The 23223-nt window shown below is 52.6% G+C and carries 19 protein-coding genes; 8 read left to right on the top strand and 11 right to left on the bottom strand.

The window, feature by feature from the left end:
- Positions 1-222: 222 nt before the first annotated feature.
- Both G6Q15_RS06765 and G6Q15_RS06760 read left to right on the top strand, forming a co-directional pair.
- A complete protein-coding gene (locus tag G6Q15_RS06765; RefSeq protein ID WP_164117050.1) occupies positions 223-1443 on the top strand; it encodes an NADP-dependent isocitrate dehydrogenase in 1221 nt (406 codons plus the stop codon).
- A gap of 147 nt (positions 1444-1590) precedes the next feature.
- Positions 1591-3378 carry a cation:proton antiporter gene (locus G6Q15_RS06760; protein WP_164117048.1) on the top strand — a complete coding sequence of 596 codons (1788 nt, stop codon included), beginning with the start codon at positions 1591-1593 and terminating at the stop codon, positions 3376-3378.
- 36 nt (positions 3379-3414) lie between these two features.
- On the opposite strand, the gene alaS is transcribed toward G6Q15_RS06760, so the two are convergent.
- A complete protein-coding gene (gene alaS, locus G6Q15_RS06755; protein WP_164117045.1) occupies positions 3415-6063 on the bottom strand; it encodes an alanine--tRNA ligase in 2649 nt (882 codons plus the stop codon).
- Positions 6064-6407: 344 nt separating this feature from the next.
- Between alaS and G6Q15_RS06750 the strand changes: the two genes are divergently transcribed.
- Entirely contained in the window at positions 6408-6923 is a 516-nt protein-coding gene (locus tag G6Q15_RS06750; protein ID WP_164117043.1) for a translation initiation factor 2, read from the top strand.
- A 127-nt stretch (positions 6924-7050) separates the two neighbouring features.
- Here G6Q15_RS06750 and recA read toward each other — a convergent pair whose 3' ends face one another.
- The 6 genes from recA to dapA form a co-directional block, all read right to left on the bottom strand.
- Positions 7051-8130, bottom strand: coding sequence for a recombinase RecA (gene recA / locus G6Q15_RS06745; protein WP_164117041.1), 1080 nt, complete (start codon positions 8128-8130; stop codon positions 7051-7053).
- Positions 8131-8280: 150 nt separating this feature from the next.
- Positions 8281-8643, bottom strand: coding sequence for a response regulator (locus tag G6Q15_RS06740; protein WP_164117039.1), 363 nt, complete (start codon positions 8641-8643; stop codon positions 8281-8283).
- Positions 8643-11054, bottom strand: coding sequence for a response regulator (locus tag G6Q15_RS06735; RefSeq protein ID WP_164117037.1), 2412 nt, complete (start codon positions 11052-11054; stop codon positions 8643-8645). The genes G6Q15_RS06740 and G6Q15_RS06735 overlap by 1 nt, the downstream gene beginning before the upstream one ends.
- A 104-nt stretch (positions 11055-11158) precedes the next feature.
- Entirely contained in the window at positions 11159-11707 is a 549-nt protein-coding gene (locus G6Q15_RS06730; protein WP_240330793.1) for a DUF2062 domain-containing protein, read from the bottom strand.
- 34 nt (positions 11708-11741) lie between these two features.
- Positions 11742-12224, bottom strand: coding sequence for an SsrA-binding protein SmpB (gene smpB / locus G6Q15_RS06725; protein ID WP_164117034.1), 483 nt, complete (start codon positions 12222-12224; stop codon positions 11742-11744).
- A gap of 6 nt (positions 12225-12230) precedes the next feature.
- The gene (gene dapA / locus G6Q15_RS06720; protein WP_164117033.1) at positions 12231-13106 is read right to left on the bottom strand and encodes a 4-hydroxy-tetrahydrodipicolinate synthase; all 876 of its coding nucleotides are present in this window, start codon (positions 13104-13106) and stop codon (positions 12231-12233) included.
- Between the two features lie 95 nt (positions 13107-13201).
- On the opposite strand from dapA, the gene G6Q15_RS06715 reads away from it, so the two are divergent.
- Entirely contained in the window at positions 13202-15238 is a 2037-nt protein-coding gene (locus G6Q15_RS06715; protein WP_345940290.1) for a lytic transglycosylase domain-containing protein, read from the top strand.
- 46 nt (positions 15239-15284) lie between these two features.
- On the top strand, positions 15285-15761 hold the full coding sequence (gene greB, locus G6Q15_RS06710) for a transcription elongation factor GreB (RefSeq protein ID WP_164117029.1): 477 nt from the start codon (positions 15285-15287) through the stop codon (positions 15759-15761).
- Here the strand turns inward: greB and G6Q15_RS06705 are convergent.
- The 3 genes from G6Q15_RS06705 to aspS form a co-directional block, all read right to left on the bottom strand.
- The gene (locus G6Q15_RS06705) at positions 15751-16488 is read right to left on the bottom strand and encodes a CPBP family glutamic-type intramembrane protease (RefSeq protein ID WP_164117027.1); all 738 of its coding nucleotides are present in this window, start codon (positions 16486-16488) and stop codon (positions 15751-15753) included. The two genes, greB and G6Q15_RS06705, sit on opposite strands and share 11 nt — an antisense overlap.
- A gap of 11 nt (positions 16489-16499) precedes the next feature.
- The gene (locus G6Q15_RS06700; RefSeq protein WP_164117025.1) at positions 16500-17285 is read right to left on the bottom strand and encodes a polyphosphate kinase; all 786 of its coding nucleotides are present in this window, start codon (positions 17283-17285) and stop codon (positions 16500-16502) included.
- A 62-nt stretch (positions 17286-17347) separates the two neighbouring features.
- Entirely contained in the window at positions 17348-19141 is a 1794-nt protein-coding gene (gene aspS / locus G6Q15_RS06695; protein WP_164117317.1) for an aspartate--tRNA ligase, read from the bottom strand.
- 122 nt (positions 19142-19263) lie between these two features.
- Between aspS and rnd the strand changes: the two genes are divergently transcribed.
- Both rnd and G6Q15_RS06685 read left to right on the top strand, forming a co-directional pair.
- On the top strand, positions 19264-20469 hold the full coding sequence (gene rnd, locus G6Q15_RS06690) for a ribonuclease D (RefSeq protein WP_164117023.1): 1206 nt from the start codon (positions 19264-19266) through the stop codon (positions 20467-20469).
- Positions 20466-21386, top strand: a complete 921-nt coding sequence (locus G6Q15_RS06685; protein ID WP_164117021.1) for a hydrogen peroxide-inducible genes activator — start codon at positions 20466-20468, stop codon at positions 21384-21386. The genes rnd and G6Q15_RS06685 overlap by 4 nt, the downstream gene beginning before the upstream one ends.
- On the opposite strand, the gene pgsA is transcribed toward G6Q15_RS06685, so the two are convergent.
- Positions 21383-21934 carry a CDP-diacylglycerol--glycerol-3-phosphate 3-phosphatidyltransferase gene (gene pgsA, locus G6Q15_RS06680; protein ID WP_164117315.1) on the bottom strand — a complete coding sequence of 184 codons (552 nt, stop codon included), beginning with the start codon at positions 21932-21934 and terminating at the stop codon, positions 21383-21385. The genes G6Q15_RS06685 and pgsA overlap by 4 nt on opposite strands.
- A 171-nt stretch (positions 21935-22105) precedes the next feature.
- Here pgsA and G6Q15_RS06675 point away from each other — a divergent pair.
- Positions 22106-23223 (top strand): MFS transporter (locus G6Q15_RS06675; RefSeq protein ID WP_164117019.1); only part of this gene is annotated, 1118 nt, incomplete at its 3' end.

Raw genomic sequence — 23223 nt, 5'->3', positions numbered from 1 at the left:
ATCTACTAGGGAGTGTAACGCGATGTTACAATATTCATATGGCCATTGAATGCGTTTCCGGTGGAAAGATTTACGCTTTTTAACGAAAAGCCTCTGCTGACAGCGCACGGGCAATCACCAATTCAGGCATTGGCCTGTTGAAACTATGGCTATCTTTGCTAAGAGACGTGCAGACACGCCGCAAGGCACGATTCCTCCCCGAACGGAAAGACAGGGCACTCTATGGCAAAAATCAAGGTAAAAAATCCGGTCGTCGAACTCGACGGCGATGAAATGACACGCATCATATGGGAATGGATCCGTGAACGGCTGATCCTGCCATATCTGGATATTGACCTGAAATATTATGACCTGTCGATCCAGAAACGCGACGAGACCAATGACAAGATCACGGTCGATAGCGCCAATGCGATCCGCGAGCATGGTGTCGGCGTCAAATGCGCGACCATCACCCCGGACGAAGCCCGCGTGGAAGAATTTGACCTGAAGAAAATGTGGAAGTCGCCCAATGGCACTATCCGCAATATCCTGGGCGGTGTTGTATTCCGCGAACCTATCGTCATTGACAATGTGCCACGGCTCGTACCCGGCTGGACCAACCCAATCGTAATTGGCCGCCATGCCTTTGGTGACCAGTACCGTGCCACCGATTTCCTGGTCCCTGGCCCCGGTAAGCTGCGCCTCGTCTATGAAGGCGATGATGGCACCAATATTGACGAGGAAGTATTTCAGTTCCCATCCCCCGGCGTTGCCATGGCGATGTACAATCTGGATGACTCGATCCGCGATTTTGCGCGTGCTTCATTCAACTATGGCCTGGACCGCAAATGGCCAGTGTACCTGTCCACCAAGAACACAATCATGAAAGCCTATGACGGCCGCTTCAAAGATCTGTTTGAAGAAGTTTTTGAGAGCGAATTCAAGGTGCAGTTTGATAAACATGGTATCGAGTATCAGCATCGCCTGATTGATGACATGGTCGCCAGCGCCATGAAATGGAGCGGTAAATTTGTCTGGGCCTGTAAGAACTATGACGGTGATGTACAGTCCGATACGGTTGCACAGGGCTTCGGTTCACTGGGTCTGATGACCTCCGTCCTGATGCGCCCCGATGGCAAGGCTGTTGAGGCAGAAGCCGCGCACGGCACCGTGACGCGTCACTACCGCATGCATGAGCAGGGCAAGGCGACATCCACCAACCCGATTGCCTCCATTTTCGCATGGACACGCGGCCTGATGTATCGCGGCAAGTTTGACGAGACGCCTGAAGTCGTTCGCTTCGCCGAAACACTTGAGCGCGTCTGTATCCAGACCGTAGAAAACGGTGATATGACTAAGGATCTGGCAATCCTGATCGGTCCTGAGCAGAACTGGATGACAACAGAGCAGTTCTTCGAAGCGATCCGGGTTAATCTGGAAAAAGAAATGGGTAGTTGGCAGTAAACCAGCCCTTCAGAAACAAATCTTCAAAATCCTGCCAGCATATCACTGGCGGGATTTTTATATCCAAATAGCATCCCCGTAATTTTTCTTTCGCAGTCGCACAATATATGCTGACTTGCGCTGACGCTTTCGGGTATACGGAAAATCATGGCAGGGGAAATTGAATATAAATCCGTATCGGACGCGCTCGTTATTCTGGGCGCAGCGGGCATTGTCATACCTGCATTTAACCGGTTTCGCATTACCCCCATTATTGGTTTCATCCTGGTAGGTATATTGGTTGGCCCGGCTGGACTTGGCTCATTGGTCGATCGTGCACCCTGGCTACAATATGTTACCATAACTGACGCAGAGGCTATCAAGCCCTTTGCCGATTTCGGAATCATATTACTGCTATTTTCCATAGGCTTAGAACTGTCTTTCAAACGCCTATGGATGATGCGAAAACTGGTATTCGGGGTTGGTGCTGCAGAACTGTTGATAGCTGGCTTTATCATCGGCACCGCGCTTTACCTGATGGGGCAGCCCTGGGCAGGTGCCATGGGCCTGGGCCTTGCACTGGCGCTTTCTTCCACCGCACTGGTGCTCCCCATGGCAGGAACGTCTTCTCCCGTAGGCCGCGCGGCGCTTGCCATGCTGCTGTTCGAAGACATGGCCATCGTACCGATCATTTTTATCCTTGGCGCGCTCGCTCCCTATGCAGAAAGCGAAGGGTTGGAAGGACTGGCGACCACATTGTGGGAAGGTGCACTTGTCATTATCGTGATGCTGGTGCTGGGACGCTTCCTGCTCCCACGCCTGTTTGCACAGGCGGCCCGTACAAAGAGTCCAGAGTTATTCCTGGCCGCCAGCCTGCTTGTCGTTATCGCATCGGCCCTCGCAACGGCAGCCGTTGGCCTCTCCCCAATTGTCGGCGCTTTGCTGGCTGGGCTTATCATTGCTGAAACCGATTATCATGGCGAAGTCGAAAGCATAATCGAGCCTTTCAAAGGGCTTGCGCTCGGTATTTTCCTGATCACCGTTGGCATGAGCGTTGATCTCAAAGTCATTGCCCAAAACTGGGTTTCGCTCACACTTGCAGTTGTAGGCGTCGTTGTGGTCAAGACGCTGGTGACTGGCCTGTTGCTTCGTTTCTCCGGCGCGGGCAAGGGCACGTCGGCAGAGGCTGGTCTGCTCATGTCTAGTCCTTCGGAAACAACCCTGATCGTGCTTGCCAGTGCATCTGCCGCTGGCCTTATCGGTGCCAGCACAGCCCAGTTCTGGCAGATTGTCACTGCTATCGGCCTTACCATCACGCCGCTACTCGCACGGGTTGGCCATGATGTAGCACGCTGGCTGGACATGAAAAGCAACGAGCAAACCGCGGGAATTAATGATGTGGAAGATGCCCATCGCACGGTCATTTTCGGCTTTGGCCGGGTGGGTATGTTGGTCGCGGACATGCTTAAAGAGCACGGACAACCCTATATCGCAATTGATTCGGACATCGACACAATCGCCACGGCACGACGTAACGGCTATCATGCCGGCTATGGCGATATTTCACGACCTGGTATGGTGGACCGCCTGAAACTGGGTCATGCCCGCGCCTTGGTCATCACCATGGACGAACCTGTACTGGCGGCGCAGATTGTCAAACGTGTGCGCGGCTGGGTTCCTGACCTGCCGATAATATCGCGTGCCCGTGACAGTGACCATGCCGCCGAACTATATCGCATGGGGGTTAGTGTTGCCGTGCCTGAAACACTGGAAAGCTCGCTACAGCTTTCTGAAGCATTGCTGGTCGACCTGGGCATTGCCATGGGCCCAGTCATCGCTTCCGTGCATGAAAAACGCGACGAATTTCGCCGCAAGATTATGGAAGAAGGCGGGCTTACCGAAAAACCGTCCCTAAAATCGCATCACGATTCAGATCTGAAGCCAAAAGGCGGTTGAACCGGTAACTTGTAGCTCGCCGTTCGGCTATACAGTTCAGTCTTTTAAGCGTGCCTTCACAGCATCCATGGCAGCACCCGCTTTAGCGCCATCGGGCCCGCCGCCCTGCGCCATATCAGCGCGTCCGCCGCCACCTTTGCCGCCCAATGCTTCAACGCCAGCGCGCACAAGATCTACCGCGCTGTAACGGTCAGTCAGATCATCTGTAACACCCACGGCAAATGTGGCACGGCCATCATTCACCGCCGCGAGCGCAGCAATACCGCTACCCAGTTTCGCCTTTGCTTCATCAATAAGCCCGCGCAGTTCCTTGGGATTCAAACCGTCCACAACCTGCCCCTGGAATTTCACATCACCTATGATTTCCGCTTCATTCCCGCCTGATGTGCCTGCTCCACCGCCCATGGCGAGTGTCTTTTTTGCTTCCGCCAGCTCACGCTCAAGTTTTTTGCGCTCATCAAGCAGGGCGGATACTCTTGAAGACAGCTCTTCTGGCGACGATTTCACAAGCGCGGCAAGTGATTTCACCGTATCATCGCGTCTTACCAGCCACTGCCGCGCCGCTTCTCCTGTCAGCGCATCAATCCGGCGTACACCACTTGAAACGGCAGATTCAGATATGATACGGAAAATACCGATATCGCCCAACGCATTCACATGCGTACCACCGCACAGTTCGACCGAATAGGGTTTGTCAGCGCCCCGGCCCATCGACAGAACACGGACTTCATCACCGTATTTCTCACCAAATAGCGCCAAGGCACCTGCCTCGACAGCATCATCTGGTGACATAAGCCGAGTTGTCACCGCCTCATTTCCGCGAATTTCAGCATTTACTTCGGCCTCAATCACCGCGATTTCCTCGGCTGTGAGCCCCGCCGGATGGGAAAAATCAAACCGCAACCGATCGGGTGCAACCAGACTGCCCTTTTGCGTCACATGTCCGCCCAGCTGATTCCGCAGAGCTGCATGCAACAGATGCGTCGCACTATGATTGGCGCGCAGCGCATCACGCCGGGCTGCATCAACATCCAGGTGCACCGTATCGCCAACACAAACTTCCCCTGCATCCACTTTGCCATGGTGCGCATGGATACGGCCCAGCGGTTTTGATGTATCGGCAACAGTTATAGACAAGCCCTCTGCGCTCGACATCATGCCGCTATCACCCATCTGCCCGCCGGATTCACCGTAAAAAGGCGTCTGGTTGGTAACAATGATAACTTCATCGCCTTTGGAAATACTGTCCACCAGTGTGCCGTCTTTTACAAGCGCAACAACCCTGCCTTCGCCAGTTGTGGATGTATATCCCGTAAACTCGGTTGCCCCTTCACGCTCAGCTACGTCAAACCAGATATCATCCGATGCCGCTGCGCCAGAGCCCTTCCATGCGGCGCGAGCGGCGGCTTTTTGAGCTTCCATCGCGGTGTCAAAGCCCGCCCGGTCCACTGACAGCCCGCGATTGCGCAGGGCATCTTCGGTCAGGTCATAGGGGAAACCATATGTGTCATAGAGTTTGAACGCGGTTTCGCCGGGTAATGTGTCACCCTCGGCCATTTCACCGGTAGCATCATCCAGCAGTTTAAGCCCTTTATCGAGCGTCTGGCGGAATTTGGTTTCCTCACGCAGCATCGTCTCTTCAATAAGCGGCTGTGCACGGCCAAGTTCGCCAAAAGCTTGTCCCATTTCGGCAACAAGCGATCCGACAAGGCGGTGCATCAGCGGTTCGTCAGTACCTAGCAGATGCGCATGCCGCATTGCCCGGCGCATGATACGGCGCAGTACATAGCCGCGCCCTTCATTGGCGGGCAGAACGCCATCCGCAATCAGGAAGCTACATGCGCGCAGATGATCGGCAATGACACGGTGGCTGGCCTGATTCGCGCCATCGGTTGCGGTGCCTGTCAACTGGCCTGATGCAGCGATCAGCGCCTTGAATGTATCAATGTCATAATTGTCATGCACGCCCTGCATAACCGCAGCAATGCGCTCAAGCCCCATACCCGTATCAATGCTGGGGCTTGGCAGGTCGCCACGCTCGCCATCTGCCGACTGGTCATATTGCATGAACACCAGATTCCAGATTTCGATAAACCGGTCGCCATCTTCATCCGCGCTACCGGGAGGGCCACCGGGAATATGGTCACCATGATCATAAAAAACTTCACTGCACGGACCGCAGGGACCCGTATCGCCCATTGACCAGAAATTGTCATTGGTGGCGATGCGGATGATACGCTCGTCCGGCAGACCAGCTATTTTTTTCCAGAGGTCGAAAGCTTCGTCATCAGTATGATAAACTGTCGCCGTCAGTTTTTCCGCTGGCAATCCCCATTCGTTCGTCAGCAGGGTCCATGCATTCAGGATGGCTTCTTCCTTGAAATAGTCGCCAAACGAAAAATTACCGAGCATTTCAAAGAAAGTATGGTGGCGTGCGGTATAACCCACATTGTCGAGATCATTATGCTTGCCGCCAGCACGCACACATTTTTGCGACGATGTCGCGCGGCTGCTATCCAGCTTTTCAAGGCCCGTAAACACATTCTTGAACGGCACCATACCCGCATTGACGAACATTAATGTCGGGTCATTATGCGGCACAAGCGGTGCAGACGGAATTATGGCATGTTCTTTCGAAGCGAAGAAGTTGAGGAAAGAACGCCGGATATCATTAGTCGAAGTCATGCAAAATGACTTAGGCGAGTGGCAAATAGCTTACAAGTGGAAGATGGTAGCTATATGAAAATTGCAACGATGTGTTACGCGATTTTCTTATGGCCCTTGCTTAACTCCAGCGGCAAAGGCGTGGAGAGGTTCTACCACCTTATGTTTAAGGCAACAAAAACAAGCAATGCTACATATACCATATCGCAACCTCGCTTCTCTAAAATTCAAGTCGTGTGCTGCAGCTAATCCTCTACGATAAAATGTTATGCTAACATATCCGATCGTAAAGTTATGACAAAATACTTTACAACTAAGAAACTTACTGCCATCCAAAACTTTGTTTCAACTGGGGGGATATATCCATGAAAAATAAATTTTCTGTAGCCATTGTTGCGACTTTGGCTTTCAGCTTGGGTGGTTGTGCAACCGTGTTAAATGGCACAAACGTTGATTATGTCACGGAAACGATGCCCGGAGGAGCACAGGTTAAATTCACTGATGGTAGCGAATGTGTTACGCCTTGCGAAATTGAAGCGAGACGTAAAGATGATCAGCGTGCAGATATTACGCTCCCTGGTTACAAACCAACCTATGTTCTAATCCAATCCAAACTAGGCGGTGGCGCATTTGGCAATATCCTTCTTGGTGGGGGGGTCGGCGCAATCGTCGATGGCAGTAACGGTGCCAGCAATCGCCTTTATCCGCGTCCGCTCATAGTTCGCTTGGCTCCAGAAGGTTCTGACGAAGAAGCTGTATTACTCGACAAAGATGGAAATGTTCTAAAAACTGTCAAAGAACATAATGATTCTGTTCGAATAGATGTAGCAAAAACTATCGGACCAGATTTGGCCGGTCTGGAAGAAAATATGGAAGACTAAATTCTATTGGCTCTTCAACACATTTTTCAAAGGGCAGGGTATATGATACCCTGCCCTTTTTGCTGAAAAATCCCTTATGCAACAAAGAGGTAATATACATCCTTTAATGTACTCTAGCTCTGTGGACTCATTCTGCTTCATCACCTTCAGCAGTCGGTCCTGTCATCATTTCTTCGGCTACTGCCTCTTCCTTACCGCGGATAAGGTTTTCGATCTTCGTGCGTACCTCATCATTTTCCAACAGGAACTGTTTCGAATTTTCACGCCCCTGCCCGATGCGGATCGAATCGAAGGAGAACCAGGAACCGGATTTTTCGACCACACCCGCTTTAACGCCAAGATCGAGTATCTCGCCTACCTTGGAAATACCCTTGCCATACATGATATCAAATTCGACCTGCTTAAATGGCGGTGCAACCTTATTCTTCACGACTTTGACACGGGTGGAATTACCGATAATGTCGTCCCGGTCCTTGATCTGACCCGTGCGGCGGATATCAAGGCGGACAGAAGCATAGAATTTGAGTGCATTGCCGCCACTGGTGGTTTCAGGACTGCCATACATGACGCCGATTTTCATACGGATCTGGTTGATGAAAATCACCATGCATTTCGACCGATTGATTGACCCTGTCAGCTTACGCAGTGCCTGGCTCATCAGGCGGGCCTGAAGGCCGACATGGCTATCCCCCATTTCGCCTTCGATTTCCGCCCGCGGCACCAATGCAGCGACCGAATCCACCACCAGAATATCGACCGCATTGGACCGCACCAGCGTATCTGCGATTTCAAGTGCCTGTTCACCCGTGTCCGGCTGAGAGATAATCAACTCATCAATATCTACACCCAGCTTTTTTGCATAAGCCGGGTCGAGTGCATGTTCAGCATCGACAAAAGCTGCCGTACCGCCCGTTTTTTGCGCCTCAGCAATGGCATGCAATGCCAGTGTTGTCTTGCCCGAACTTTCCGGACCGTAAATTTCGATAATCCGACCTTTAGGCAGACCGCCAATGCCAAGCGCAATATCCAGACCCAGTGAACCAGTCGAAATCGCTTCAACATTCATCGCTTCGCGTGAACCCAGTTTCATTGCCGACCCTTTACCAAAGGCGCGGTCAATCTGCGCTAATGCCGCATCGAGTGCTTTTTGTCTGTCCATATCTTTTGCCTGATTGTCTGATTTTACGACTTTTAACTGTCCGGCCATATGCCTGCTCCTTCACTCAATGCCATCAGAAATGCCGTTTGGCAATCCATCATTGAGAAGGTTTGTATATGTTTTGTTCTAAAAGAACAAGAGTGGAACAAAATAAATCTGCATTTACCTTGCCACACCGCGGTAAACCACGCTTACAAACTATGAAGCAGCTGAAAGTTCTTCCAGAACAGTTTCAATATCGGCAATCATATATGGTTTTTTCAGGAGCGGGGCACTGGCATGTTGCTCCGGAATTTCCGAATCCACAGCACCGCTGGAAATAGCAAAAGGAACAGAGGCCGACTTCAACGCTGCAGCAACCGGCCATACCTTTTCACCGTTTAGATTGATATCGACGATGGCAGCGTCAATGGCATCTGCATCAATCAGGGCAATTGCCGCTTCAACGCTTTCAGCAGTTCCGATTACTTCATGACCCAGCATATCAAGAGTATCCTCAAGCAACATGGCAATCATCGGTTCGTCCTCGACAATCAATATCCGCATAATGTTTCCCGCCATCAGTTGGCTCCGCTCAATGTAAGCGCTTCCTGCACAGCCTCGGCAATTTGCGTGACTGAGAATGGTTTGGGCAAAAAATGCATATTGGAAATATCAATTGATTTGCGCAGTTGCTCCTCGGCATAGCCAGACATGAAAAGGATCGGTAATTCAGGGTATGTCTGCCGGATCTGTTCAGCCATTTTCGGGCCATCCATATTGGGCATGACGACATCGCTGATCACCAGATCAATCTCCGCATTGCTGCGCAGTCGTTCCAGGCCCTCTTCACCATCATTGGCGGTCAGCACAGTGTAACCCTGCCGCTCAAGCGCGCGCTGTGCCACAGCACGGACCATGGCCTCGTCCTCTACGAGCAGCAAGGTGCCACTGCCCCAGTTCTCCTTGATACGCACTTTTTCTTTCTTCTGCCCTGATGGCTCACCTTCACGCGCCTCATGTACAGGCAGATAGATGACAAAACTGGTGCCTTGCCCCAAGTCAGATTCGGCAAAAATATAACCGCCTGACTGTTTGATAATACCATAGACCGTCGAAAGCCCCAGCCCTGTTCCCTTGCCCACCGCCTTGGTAGTAAAGAACGGTTCGAAAATCTTGCCAATATGTTCAGGCGCAATACCGCTACCGGTGTCCGCCACAATCAGGCTGGAATACTCGCCAATCGGCAATATCTCGCTCTGCATTCTGCGCACGTCGGTAGCCGTAACCTTACGCGTGGAAATTGTGACAGTCCCGCCATCGAGCATGGCATCACGCGCATTGACGACAAGATTGACAATCACCTGTTCCAACTGCCCAGGGTCAGCGCGAACAAGTCCCAGATTGCGGTCATGCATAACCTCAAGCTTAACCGTTTCTCCCAGCAGGCGTTTGAGAAGGTTTGATACTTCAGACACGATATCGGGCAATTGCAACACTTGTGGGCGCAATGTCTGTTGCCGTGAAAAAGCGAGCAATTGCCGTGTCAGACTTGCCGCGCGGTTGGAATTATTTCTGATCTGCTGGATATCATCATAATCGCTGTCGCCCGGCGCATGACGCATCAGCATCAGGTCGCAATGCCCGATAATGGCCGTCAGCACATTGTTGAAGTCATGTGCCACACCGCCGGCAAGCTGCCCCACAGCCTGCATTTTCGTCGCTTGGGCGATTTGCCGTTTCAGCTTGGTCTCTTCACTGGAATCCTTGAGCGATAGCAGCACAGCTGCGTCGCCAAGGCCCCGCACACCCGACAGCTTGATCGACACTGGCTCTTCAGGCGCAGATTGCAGGCGAACCGTCACATCCCCGCGCATACCCGAAACGCCAGATGCAGATCCGCTGGCATAGCGGTGCACGGCATCGGACAAGGCCGCCTTGTCTTCATGCACCACAATGTCGCTCGGATAGGCTGGCATGGACTTGTCTTCCACCCCGCTCGCCCTCGCAAAGCTTTTATTGATGAACAAAAAGCGTCCGTCACGGTCGGCCATCGCCAATCCGAAAGGCAGCATGGAAAGCAGGTTTTCTATATAGGAAAGTGCCGTTGCCCGGTCCTGCAAATTGGCGTCCTGGTCAATCATGACGATCAGTGACGGGCTTTTGCGGCCCGACCCCGTTTCAACCATGTCGGGATCGGCAAGCGGAATATGCATCAGCCTTATCGCTGTGCCGCTCCTGCCTTCACGGGCGAAAAAGATATTGTTGCGTTCATCCGACCTCAGAAAACTGGCAAAATCCTGGCCTGTTATATCTGCTCCAGCGTCCCCTGTTGCCCGCGCAATAAAAGCTGAATTGGCAGAACGAACGTGACCTTCCCGGCCGATAACCGCTGACATAATGGCAGACACACCCAACATTTCACCAGGCTTTCCGGCAAGCATGCGGTTGGCTTCAGATACAATATCGGTCTGCATGAAGGGGGTGAAGCGCCAGAGCAGATAGTCTTCTCCCCGCCCAATACGCTGGATTTCGGCATCATAGCATTGATCACCAACACGCAGGTCACCTGTTTCACTACTCCCGTCGCGCCATGCGGATCGGCCCGCCTCAACCAAGCGGTCATTATCCTCTTTCTCAAATGGCATTTTCGGCGGAGCGGTTTGCGGGCCAAACCAATCTGAAAAACAGCTATTGGCACATGTCAGGCGGCCTGCACGGTCGGTGATAGCAATAGCGGTATCAGCCTGGTCTGCTGCGGCAAAGGTTACCGACCAGTCCGGTGTGACGACATCTTCTGCAACGGTAGCGGGATATTGTCGTCTATAGGCATAGAAAAACACAACCAACGCCAGCATTGCACCTGCAAAAATACCGGTCAGGGCGACGCTTCCCACCGAAAAATAAATGATTATGGCTGAAAGTAATACCGCAAGGACCAGTATCGCCGCAGTACGCCTGCGGTCCTGTTCTTCAGCGACGAGGTCAGGCATGACCTTACGCTCGTCTCCCACTAAATGTCCTACCGGATTGTGCACTAAAGGCCTTCTGTAATTTCAAAAATACGGATGCGCTTCATCTTGCACAAAATGGAGGTTTAATCGAGTGGTTTCGGTGTCAGTTTAGCCCGCCTTTTACGCGCGATCCAGATACGCCAGCCAAACGAGCTGGCAAGATAGCCGACCGAACCGAATAAAGCCGCCAGCACCACAAACCCGAAAGCGGTGGGGCCGCCTTCATGACCGAGCCATCTGAGCCACTCGCCAAAACTGCTCCGCATCTGTTCATTCAGCGGCGCACCATAGGTCATGGCATCGACCTGAAGAATAAACTTGCCGACCCGGTTAGCGATCACCACCCAAAATGGGTAAGTGAATGGATTGGTTATGAATGTAGTCAGCGCCGCAATGGGAACATTGGCACGTGCAGGCAATGCAAGGAAGGCTGCGACAAAAATCTGACCGATGGGAATCAGAAATGCGGCCAGCATGCCCAGCGCCACGCCGCGCGGTACCGAACGACGCGTGAAGCGCCACAATTCGGATCGCAATATGCGGTGCGCAATAGGCTTTAGGAAGCGGCTTCGCTCCATATCCTCGCGCGTGGGCATATTCCGGTCCAGCCATTTTGCAAACCATCCGCTCATGGAAGACAGCCTATCACAACATCATTCCCATCTCTTAACCTTTGTCTCGAAGCAGGCGTCCCTGTTCGCGCTTCCAGTCACGTTCTTTTACGGTAGCACGCTTATCAGGTGCTTTCTTACCCTTGGCAAGCGCCAGTTCCACCTTGGCGCGGCCGTGACTATTGAAATAGATGTTGAGCGGCACCAGCGTCATGCCCTTGCGGTTAACGGCTCCATGCATCTTATTGATTTCACGTGCATTAAGCAGCAACTTACGCGGCCGTTTCGGTTCATGGTTGAACCGGTTACCATGGCTGAATTCGGGAATGTTTGAATTGACCAGCCACACCTCGCCATCCTTCACCTCGGCATAGCTTTCGGCAATATTGCCCTGCCCGAAGCGTAGCGATTTCACCTCGGTTCCGGTCAGCACAATGCCCGCCTCAAATATCTCATCCAGCGCATAGTCGAACCGCGCGCGGCGGTTTTCCGCGACGACCTTGACTTTGTCAAAAGTGGTGGGACGTGGGCGAGCCATGTGAACCTATACCAGTCCAGCTATTTCCAGAGCGGCATCGACCAAGGCGCGGCTCTGTGCAGATGACGGCGTCATCGGCAGGCGCAGTTCTTGCGGAAAATCCGTGCGAACACGTGATAACGCATATTTAACAGGCCCCGGTGAGGCATCGCTGAACAGTGCAGTATGCAGCGCAAACAGCTTATCCTGATATTCAAGTGCGCTGGCATAATCGCCTGCATCCAGAGCTTTTTGGAATGCTGCGCATAACGCAGGCGCAACATTGGCAGTCACCGAAACACAGCCCGCACCGCCCATCGCGCGGTGGGCCAGCGCCACATCATCATTGCCTGACAATTGGCAGAAGTTCGCACCGCAGTTCTGGCGATGGTCGCTCACGCGCTGTAATTCACCGGTTGCATCTTTAAGTCCAACCACTGTCGGCAGCTTTGCAAGCTGAGCCATAGTTGCGCAGCTTATATCTGTCACGGTACGCGACGGCACATTATAGAGCACGATTGGCAGGTCACACCCATTCACCAATGCCTCAAAATGGGCAATCACACCCTGCTGGCTTGGCCGATTATAATATGGCGGCACCAGCAATGCGGCGGTAGCGCCCGCGTCCTTTGCGTGGCGCATATGATCCAGCGCCACTTTGGTATCATTTGAACCACATCCTGCGATCACCGGCACGCGCCCTGCCGCCTGCTCCACACAGATTTTCACTACATGGTTATGTTCTTCAATCGTCATAGTCGCAGCTTCGCCCGTAGTGCCGCACGGCACTAACGCGCTGGAACCCGATTCGATCTGCCAGTCGATAAAATCGCGAAAATGCCCTTCTGAAAACGCCCCGTCGCAAAAGGGAGTCGCTAGAGCCGGAATGGAACCGGAAAACATGGATTTACTCCTTAATTTTACCCCATATAAGGATAGAAATAATTTAAACCAACAGGGGTGCTCGTTCAGCGCCTGATAAGGAGCATATGCCTATCATGTCCAGCATGATGAAAAGATTTACTCTCTCAACCGCCATTATAACCGTAATGGCCCTCCCCCAATTTGCAACTGCCCCGGCATTTGCGCAGACATCAACGGCTGTTGCCGCGCAGGCTGCCAGCGATGGTAGCGACTGGGATCGTGCACGCCGTGAGCTGCTCCGCTCCGGTCGCAGTGAAATGAGCGGCGCGATTGCCGAATGGAAACGGCTGAGCGAATCGGACGCCTACGGATTTAGCACCTACGCCAATTTCCTGATGCGTCATCCCGGCTGGCCGAATGAAAGCCGCATGCGCCGCAATGCTGAAACCGCAATTGCGCTCAACAGCTATTCCAATAACCAGGTTCTGGACTTTTTTGCCAAATACCCGCCGCTGACCAATACAGGCAAAGCGCGCTATGCGATGGCGCTCCGCAATACAGGCAAACGTGCCGAAGCCAGCGAAATAGCGCGTGAAGCATGGCGCGGCGGTACGATGAAGGCAGAAGATGAAACGCTGCTCATCGGTATGTTCAGCCGTGATTTCACCATGGAAGACCATGACAAACGCATGGATGCGCTGCTCTGGGCCTATGCCAAGGCTGCTGCCGGACGTCAGCTGGGCTATGTTTCACCTTCCAAACGCGCACTGTTTCAGGCGCGCTACGCCAAGCTGACAGGATCGCCCAATGCGAACGCGCTTATTTCCGGGCTTGGTACAAAAGCACTGACCGATCCCGGTCTTGTCGAGCAGCGCGCCCGCGCATGGCGCAAGGGTGGACAAAGTTCCACTGTGCGTAATATGCTGGCAAACCGCCCAAAACTTACAACCTATCCTCTTGATGAGGAAGAATGGTATGAAACGCTGCTCGTAAACGCGCGCGCGGCGGCCAATGATCGGCAATATTCGCTGGCTTACCGCATCGCTTCCAAAGTGGATGACGCCTTCCCGGCAGGCACAGATATCAGCGCCCAGAGCCTGGGTGTGCGTGATGACTATACCAGCCTGACCTGGCTGGCAGGAACCACTGCGCTCTGGGACATGCGGCAGCCATCAAAGGCCATCAGCATGTTTTCACGCTATGGCAATGCCGCGCGTACCGCGCAAACACGGTCCAAGGGTTTTTACTGGGCCGGTGTAGCCGCTGTTGAGGCACGCGACACCGCCACTGCAAACAAATATTTCGAAATGGCGACAGAATATTCAGACCATTTTTATGGGCAACTGGCACTCGAACGGCTGGGCCGTTCCGTACCGCGCTTTGCGTCTGCACCCAATATCACGGTTGATTCAGCACAGCGGCTCGCATTTAACAGCAAATCACTGGTAAGGGCCGTGCGAGATATTTCTCGCGGCGGAGACTGGAAAACACAAAACCGCTTCTTCCGCGCACTGGTTTCCGAAGCGGAAACTGAAGCCGAGCACCAGATGGTGGCCGACCTTGCGCGCGACATTGGTCGTCGCGATCTGGCTGTTATCCTGGGGTCAAGTGCACGGACCAAGGGCATTGATAATTTCCAGATGGTTGCCTTCCCAAAAATGCCAGTGCCACGGGGTCTTGAGCGCGACTGGACAGTCATCCACGCCATTACACGGCAGGAAAGCCAGTTCGCACAAAACGCTTCCAGCCATGCAGGCGCCCAGGGCCTGATGCAGCTTATGCCCGGCACGGGCCGCGAACAGGCGGGCAAAGTTGGCCTCAGCTACAGCTATAGTGCTCTTACCAATGACCCGGCCTACAATATTCGGCTGGGTTCAGGTTATTTCGCACGAATGCTGCGTTACTATAATGGCTCCTATCCGCTCGCGATTGCTGCCTATAATGCGGGACCCGGCAACGTAAACAAATGGCTGCGCCGCAATGGCGACCCGCGCACGGGGCAGATTGATATCCTGAAATGGGTCGAGAAAATCCCGATCTATGAAACGCGTAATTACGTACAGCGCGTGATTGAAAACGCAGTTGTTTATGACGCGATGGAGCCCGGCAAGGCGAATTATCGTGGTTCCAATCCGACCAGCTATTATCTGGGCAAGCGCAGGCCGGGGTGATTCTGCTTGACCTTACGGCTATTGTTCGTTGCACGAAAAGCCTCCCATGAACACAAAGCCCAACTATATCACCCCGTCTGGTTATGAAGCGCTGCGTGAGCGCTATCATGAGCTGTTCAATATCGAGCGCCCCAAAGTCGTGGATATCGTCAGCTGGGCCGCGGGCAATGGCGATCGCAGCGAGAATGGCGATTATATCTATGGCAAGAAACGCCTGCGCGAAATTGACCGCGAAGTGCGCTGGCTCAACAAACGGATCAAATCAGCACAAGTTGTAGAGCCCTCGGAACAACCTGATAAAGGCCGCATCTATTTCGGCGCGACTGCCGAATTGGCCGACGAAGATGACAACCGCTGCACCATTACGCTGATCGGTGATGATGAAGCGGAACCCGATAAAGGCCACATCGGCTGGAACAGCCCCCTCGCTCGCAGCCTACGCCGTGCACAAGTTGGTGATATCCGTACTGTGCGCCTGCCATCGGGGCCGAAAGAATGGGAGATAATGGCGATTAGCTATTAATTGCTATTTCAGCCGAAATGCGTCTTTTCCAAAAATGGTGCACTGTTAATAATATACCAAAAACAGTACCAGCCACTGTAAAACGGTCTGTTTGCGGCATGTTTATCGCTGTTGCCATAAATGCAATATTCCCGACACTATGAAACGCAGCGGCTGATATCCATGACCTGCTTTCAGAAATTACCCATGAAAAAATAAATGCAGTCGGTATGATTATCGCCAGTGTCAGCAAAATATAATTGGGCTCAAGTGATGTCAGAAAAAACAAATGCCACGTCCACCAGACCGATCCGATAAGTATAGCCCGCATCCATATAGATTTTGGGGCCAAGGCATCATGCATATAACCTCGCCAGCCGATCTCTTCCCCTAACGCATATAAAAATATAAGACCGCCCAGTATGCCGCCCGCAAGATGTGCATTCATTCCAAAATCATTTGGATAACCAAATGCACCAAAAACGACCAGCGGCGCCAACGCCATGATTAGCGCGCCGCCCTTCCAAGCGCCAAAGAGCGTAGAGCTACGGCCTTGCGCACCAAACATTTTCCAGCTGAATACGGCAGCAATAGCGGGTCCCCAACCGATCAAAATTGTCACGCATGCAAAAGCCGCTAAAAAATGAAAGTTATCATTGTTGTAGAAATCAAAAAATGGGCTGCGAAAAAGCCCGGAAATCAATGTTGCTAAAACAGCGTAAAGAGCAATGCCGCGCCAATTTTTCATATAGTTCCTTTCTAATCAGGCTGCTTATACCCAAACGCTTTTTCCGCCAACTTCAGCAACTCAGGATCGGCCTCCGGAAAATCAGTCGGAACATCAGCTTCCATGCGCTCGGCGACATAATTCAGCACGGCAATCCGTGCCGCTTTTTTGTTATTGCCGTCAAAAACCGCCCAGGGTGCCCAACGTGTGTCGGTATTTTTGAACATATCATTATAGGCCGCCAGATAGTCCGCGCGCTTCGCACGGTTGCGAAAATCGTCCTTGGTCACTTTCCAGCGTTTTTCTGGTGTATCCAAACGGTCCGCGAGACGTTTGTCCTGTGTTTCCTGCGTGGTGTGCAGGAAAATTTTTATGATATTGGTTTCGCTATCGATTTGCTGCGCTTCAAATTCGTTTATTTCATCATAGCCGCGCCGCCATTCGGCCTCGCTGCAATAGCCTTCAACACGTTCGACGAGCACACGGCCATACCATGTCCGATCGAATACAGAGATACTGCGATCTCCCGGTAAATCGCGCCAGAAACGCCATAGGAAATGCCGGTCTTTTTCCGCCTTTGTGGGCGCACCTACCGGATAGACTTCAAAATAACGCGGATCCCATTCCGCAGCCATACGGCGGATCACGCCACCCTTACCCGCAGCATCCCAGCCTTCAAAGGCAAGGACTGTGCGCTTTTTATGGATGATATGCGCAAAATGCACATAGGCGAGCCGCTTTTGCGCCGCCTTTAACGCATCCTTGTAATCACCCTCAAATTCCGAATTTTTTTCATAGTCTGACAGGTCTATCGCCATTGCCCGAACGCTCCGTTACTGCTGCACGTTGTCAACAGGACTAACGGTTAAGCCATAGGCTGTCAGTCCTTTTTTGTCGTCGCCTGTGGCTCTAGCACACGAATGTTAAGCTCGCGTAGCTGTTTGAGCGATACCGGCGAAGGCGCATTCATCATCAGGTCCTCGGCCTTCTGATTCATCGGGAACAGTACAACTTCGCGGATATTCGGCTCGTCGGCAAGCAGCATCACCATACGGTCCACACCCGGCGCAGAACCACCATGCGGCGGCGCGCCAAACTTGAACGCGTTGATCATACCGGAAAATTCCTTGTCCACTGTCGCCTGATCGTAGCCGGCAATTTCAAATGCCTTGTACATAATGTCGGGACGATGGTTACGAATTGCGCCAGAAGAAAGCTCCACACCGTTACAAACAATATCATACTGCCAGGCCAGAATGTCGAGCGGATCCTTGTTTTCCAACGCGTCCATCTCTCCCTGCGGCATGGAGAACGGGTTGTGCGAGAAATCGATTTTTTTCGCATCTTCATCATATTCGAACATCGGGAAATCGACGATCCAGCAGAATTTGAAAACACCCTGCTCGATCAGTTCCAGTTGTTCACCCACACGGGTACGCGCAGCACCGGCAAGCTTAGCGGCATCGCCTTCCTTGCCTGCGGCAAAAAACACGCCATCGTCTGCGCCGATACCCAGACCAGCGAGCAATTTTGCGGTAGCTTCCTCGCCATGATTCTTGGCAATCGGACCGCCCGGTACACCGTCCTTCATGTTGATATAGCCCAGACCCGCAAAGCCTTCACCGCGTGCCCAGTTATTCATATCATCAAAGAATTTGCGCGATTTTGTGCCAGCGCCCGGCGCCGGAATAGCGCGCACTGTACCGCCGCTGCCGGTAATTTTATCAAACAAACCAAAACCGGACCCTTTGAAATGCTCGGTCACGTCCTTGATTTCAATCGGGTTACGCAGGTCAGGCTTGTCACTGCCGTATTTCAACATTGCTTCTTTGTAGGGAATGCGCGGGAACTCACCCGATTTAGTTACGGTTTTACCGTTTGCAAATTCCTCAAATACACCGGCCAAAACTGGCTCCAGTGCCTGGAATACATCTTCCTGCGTGACAAAACTCATTTCAAGGTCAAGTTGATAGAACTCGCCTGGGCTGCGGTCCGCACGTGCGTCTTCATCGCGAAAGCAAGGCGCAATCTGGAAATAGCGGTCAAAACCCGCCACCATCATCAGCTGTTTGAACATTTGCGGAGCCTGCGGCAGCGCATAAAATTTGCCCGGATGCACACGGCTCGGTACCAGATAGTCACGCGCGCCCTCTGGCGAAGATGCGGTGAGGATCGGCGTCTGAAATTCGGTAAAGCCCTGCTCCACCATGCGGCCCCGCAAGCTCGCAATCACCTGACTACGCAGCATGATGTTATTGTGCAACCGCTCACGGCGCAGGTCGAGATAGCGGTAACGCAGACGGATATCCTCAGGATATTCAGCCTCGCCTGCCACTGGCATCGGCAATTCCTCTGCCGCGGACTGCACATCGACTGTTGCGGCAGTCACTTCAATTTCACCGGTATCCAAATTCGCATTCACCGTTTCATCGGAACGCGCAACCACCTTGCCGGTCACAGTGATAACGGATTCGCTGCGCGCTTTATCAATAATCTTGAAAGCATCGCTGTCGATATCGGTTACAATCTGCGTAATTCCATAATGGTCGCGCAGGTCAACAAAGACGAGCTGGCCATGGTCGCGTTTCTTATGAATCCAGCCGGAAAGGCGGACTTCGCTGCCTACATCGGACTTTCGAAGCTCGGAACAGTTATGGGTACGATAGGCGTGCATTGTTATCACCAGTATTTTCTGTGGGCAAAGCCCGTAGGTTTCTATCAAAATCTGTTGCAAGTGCTAACACAGGGGAAGCAAGCATTTGTCAAGGCGCGAGTTGCGCTTTAAGGGGATTGTTCATGAAAATTCACCCGCTCATTACGACAACCGAGTCACTTGTGCAATTGTGCGAGCGCCTTGCCAGCTCAGATTTTATCACGGTCGATACCGAATTTATGCGGGAAAGCACCTATTATCCGCTGCTTTGTCTGGTTCAGGTTGGCAATGACAAAGAAGCCGCAGCGATTGATCCGCTCGCCGATGATATTGATCTTACAGCTCTGCTCGACTTGCTTACGGACAACGAAGACGTTCTCAAGGTATTCCATGCCGGCGGCCAGGATGTGGAAATTATCTACAACCTGACGGGCAAAACACCGCATCCAATTTTCGATACGCAGATTGCGGCCATGGCGCTCGGCCAGTCGGAACAGATAGGTTATGCCAACTTGGTCGAAAGCTGGCTCGGGATACATGTCGACAAGGGCGCACGTTTTACTGACTGGTCACGCCGGCCACTGGATGACCGCCAGATCGATTACGCCATTGGCGATGTCACACACCTTTCGGAAATATTCCCCAGAATGCTGCAAAAACTTCAGGAAACAGATCGCGGCTTGTGGTTGAACACAGAGATGGAAAAACTGGCCAGTCCCGATAATTACGCTGTTGACCCCGAAACCGTATGGCGGCGCGTCAAGTCCCCAGGCCGCAATCCTCAAGTGCTCGGTCGGCTCAAGGCACTGGCCGGATGGCGTGAAAATGAAGCGCAGGAAAAAAACCTGCCACGCGGCCGTATAATCAAGGATGAGACTATGGCGGATATCGCAGCTCATCCTCCCAAGAAACAGACGGATCTTGGCCGTGTACGCGGATTATCCGCCGCCTGGAAAAATAACGATATCGGCGGACGCATGATGCAGGTGCTGGAACAGGCTGGTCCGCTGCCGGCGGATGAAATGCCAAAACGTGGTCGCCGCGGCCCTGGCCTGGGCAAGGAAGGCGCACTGGTTGCCGACCTGCTTAAACTGCTGCTCAAAATCCGGTCGCGTGAGATTGATGTGGCCTCACGATTAATTGCCAAGGCCGATGTACTGGAACGGCTCGCCGCGGGTGAACGTGAAGGGCTGGATATTCTTGAAGGCTGGCGCTTCGAACAGTTTGGCAGCGATGCACTGGACCTTGTCGAAGGCAAACTCGCTTTCGCGATTGTTGACGGCAAACTGAAAATGACGCGGCTCGATAGCGCAAACGAACAGCAGATACAGGACAGCATGGCGTCATGAGCGGTCATCTGCCGACCCTCAAGCAGCTGCAATATCTGGTCGCGCTGAAAGAATATGGCCATTTTGGCCGCGCTGCCGAATCCTGTTTTGTAACGCAGTCTACTCTGTCAGCAGGACTGCGTGAGATGGAAAACCTGCTGGATGTCACGCTTGTCGAACGCACACGCCGCGTGGTGCGCTTTACACCGCTCGGCAATCTGGTGGTGGAAAAAGCGCACCGTATATTACGCGAAGCCGAAGAATTGAATGATATCGTACGCTCTGCAGGACAGCCTCTTGCTGGCGAGCTCAGGATGAGCGTTATTCCAACCATCGCGCCTTTCCTGCTGCCCAAGCTGTTACCTGGACTGCGCCGTGAGCGCCCGCAGCTTAAACTCTTTTTGCGCGAGGAAATCAGTGCCGCTGCCTGTGAGTCGCTGCACCATGGCCAAGTCGATTGCGTATTGCTCGCACAGCCTTATGCCTGCGGTGATATCGAAAGCGAAATATTGTTCAGCGATGAATTTTATGTCGCTTTTCCCAAGGGCGACCCACGGGATCCACCGGACACGGTCAAGCCCGAGTTGATCGACGAAAACCGGCTTTTGCTGCTGGAAGACGGACACTGCCTGAAAGATCAGGCGCTGGCCGCATGCAATCGTCCTGAATTACAGGCCAGTGCTACAATGATCGGGACATCGCTGCATACACTGGTGCAGATGGTCGACAACGGGCTGGGACTTACATTGTTGCCAAAACTTGCCATAGATAGCGGTATTTTGACCGATACCGACATTTCCGCACGCCCGCTTACTGCCAAAAATGCAGCGCGCGATATCGCGCTGGTGTGGCGTAAAAATAGCCCACGTGGCGGTGAATTCAAGATGCTGGCAGATTTGCTGCGCGATGGCTGGGAAACGGGTGCTAAGTCCCCTTAATCCATGTATTTGAGGCCCGCTCGCAGATAATCCCAGCCTGTGATAATCGTCAGCAGTGCGGCAAGCCATAGCAAGCCCAGTGACGTGTCATGAATCCATGTGTATTGGGGCAAACCACCGCCCAATATCAGGCCGCCAAAAGCAATAAGTTGCACTGTAGTTTTCCATTTCGCAAGCTTGGACACAGGCACCGACACCTGCAAGCCTGCCAGAAATTCGCGCAGGCCAGATACGGTAATTTCGCGCAGCAGGATAACAAGCGCGGCGATGACATGCCAACCGGCGATATTCTGGTTCGCACACAGGATCAGGATCACCGACGCCACCATGATTTTGTCAGCAATCGGGTCAAGGAATATACCGAGCTTCGATACCGTACCCTGTGAACGCGCCAGGTAACCGTCAAAATAATCAGTGATGCCCATCAGGCAGTAAACAAGAAATGCCGCAAGATAGCCGATTTCCCAGTCCGGCCACCATAACAGTGCAACCAGTACCGGCACAGTAAAGATACGCGAGAGCGTCAAGATGTTTGGCAGTGTCAGCATATTTCTCCCGACATAACCATATTCAGACGTAAATGGAATTGCCATAGCAATTATCCTGTTAACGAAGCTGCCGCTGTTCATGGGACAGGATGCCCATGAAAATCTTCCCTTGGAGATGAGAGGTGAAACCGCTACCCCTGCTACAGGGCTAGGCCATAAAAGGTATCTTATATGTCATCAGCAATTTCTCTCCTTAACAAAAGGAGGTTCCTGCCGATATTCATCACGCAGTTGCTGGGGGCGTTTAACGATAACCTTTTCAAATTCTCAATGCTGATTCTGGTAGTCTATGGCATATACAACGACCCGCTTCAGGAAGCGCAGTTCAGCGCGGTTTCTTCGGGACTTTTTATCCTGCCATTCTTTCTCTTCTCCGCTCTGGCGGGACAACTTGCCGACAATTTCGACAAAGCGCGGATCAGCCGCCTGGTCAAGAATATCGAGATATTGCTCGCCATAGTCGGCGGCATTGGCCTGATATACGAAAACATTCCGCTGATGCTGACAGCCCTGTTCCTGCTGGGGCTGCAATCGACATTTTTCGGGCCAATCAAATATGCCATCCTGCCCCAGCACCTTGAAAAAGAAGAAGTTCTGGCGGGTACAGGCCTTGTCGAGGCCGGCACCTATATTGCCATCCTGGGCGGCACGATATTGGGCGGAGCCCTGATCTATGCCACCGAAACCGTACCCGGGGAATATGACCCGAAACTGGCAGCAGGCGCCGTCCTGGTTGTCGCCATAGCCGGCTGGATATCTGCCCGGCAAATCCCTGCTGCACCGCCGCAAATGGCGCGCGAGAAGATCGATTATAACGTCATTCGCGCTTCTTATAATCTCATCCGCGCCACCATGAAAAACCGCACTGTATTTCTGGCCATTATCGCTATCAGTTTTTTCTGGACGATTGGTGCAGTGCTGATCATCCTGTTTCCACCGTTGGTCAAAAACGTTCTGACTGCTGATCCCAGTGTTGCCACTGGCGTTTTGGGTGTGTTTTCCATCGGAATCGCCATTGGTTCGGTGCTCATCAACCTGATTCTCAAAAGCAAGGTATCAGCAAGGTTTGCACCGATTAGTGTGATCGCCATGGGTGGTTTTGCATTGCTGCTCTACTTCCTGTGCCTTGGCTGGCAGGGTCTGCCAGAAGGACAGCTTTATGATTTCTGGGATTTTATCAGCTTCAAGCATAGCTGGTTTATTATTGCCGCACTGGCAGGCATTGCCATTACCGGCGGCATGTTTGTGGTACCGCTATACGCATTTCTGACCACGACCGTCGATATCAG

This window comes from Sphingorhabdus sp. Alg239-R122 (genome assembly GCF_900537065.1).
Classification (GTDB): domain Bacteria; phylum Pseudomonadota; class Alphaproteobacteria; order Sphingomonadales; family Sphingomonadaceae; genus Alg239-R122.
This window is presented reverse-complemented; position numbering and strand designations above follow the sequence as displayed.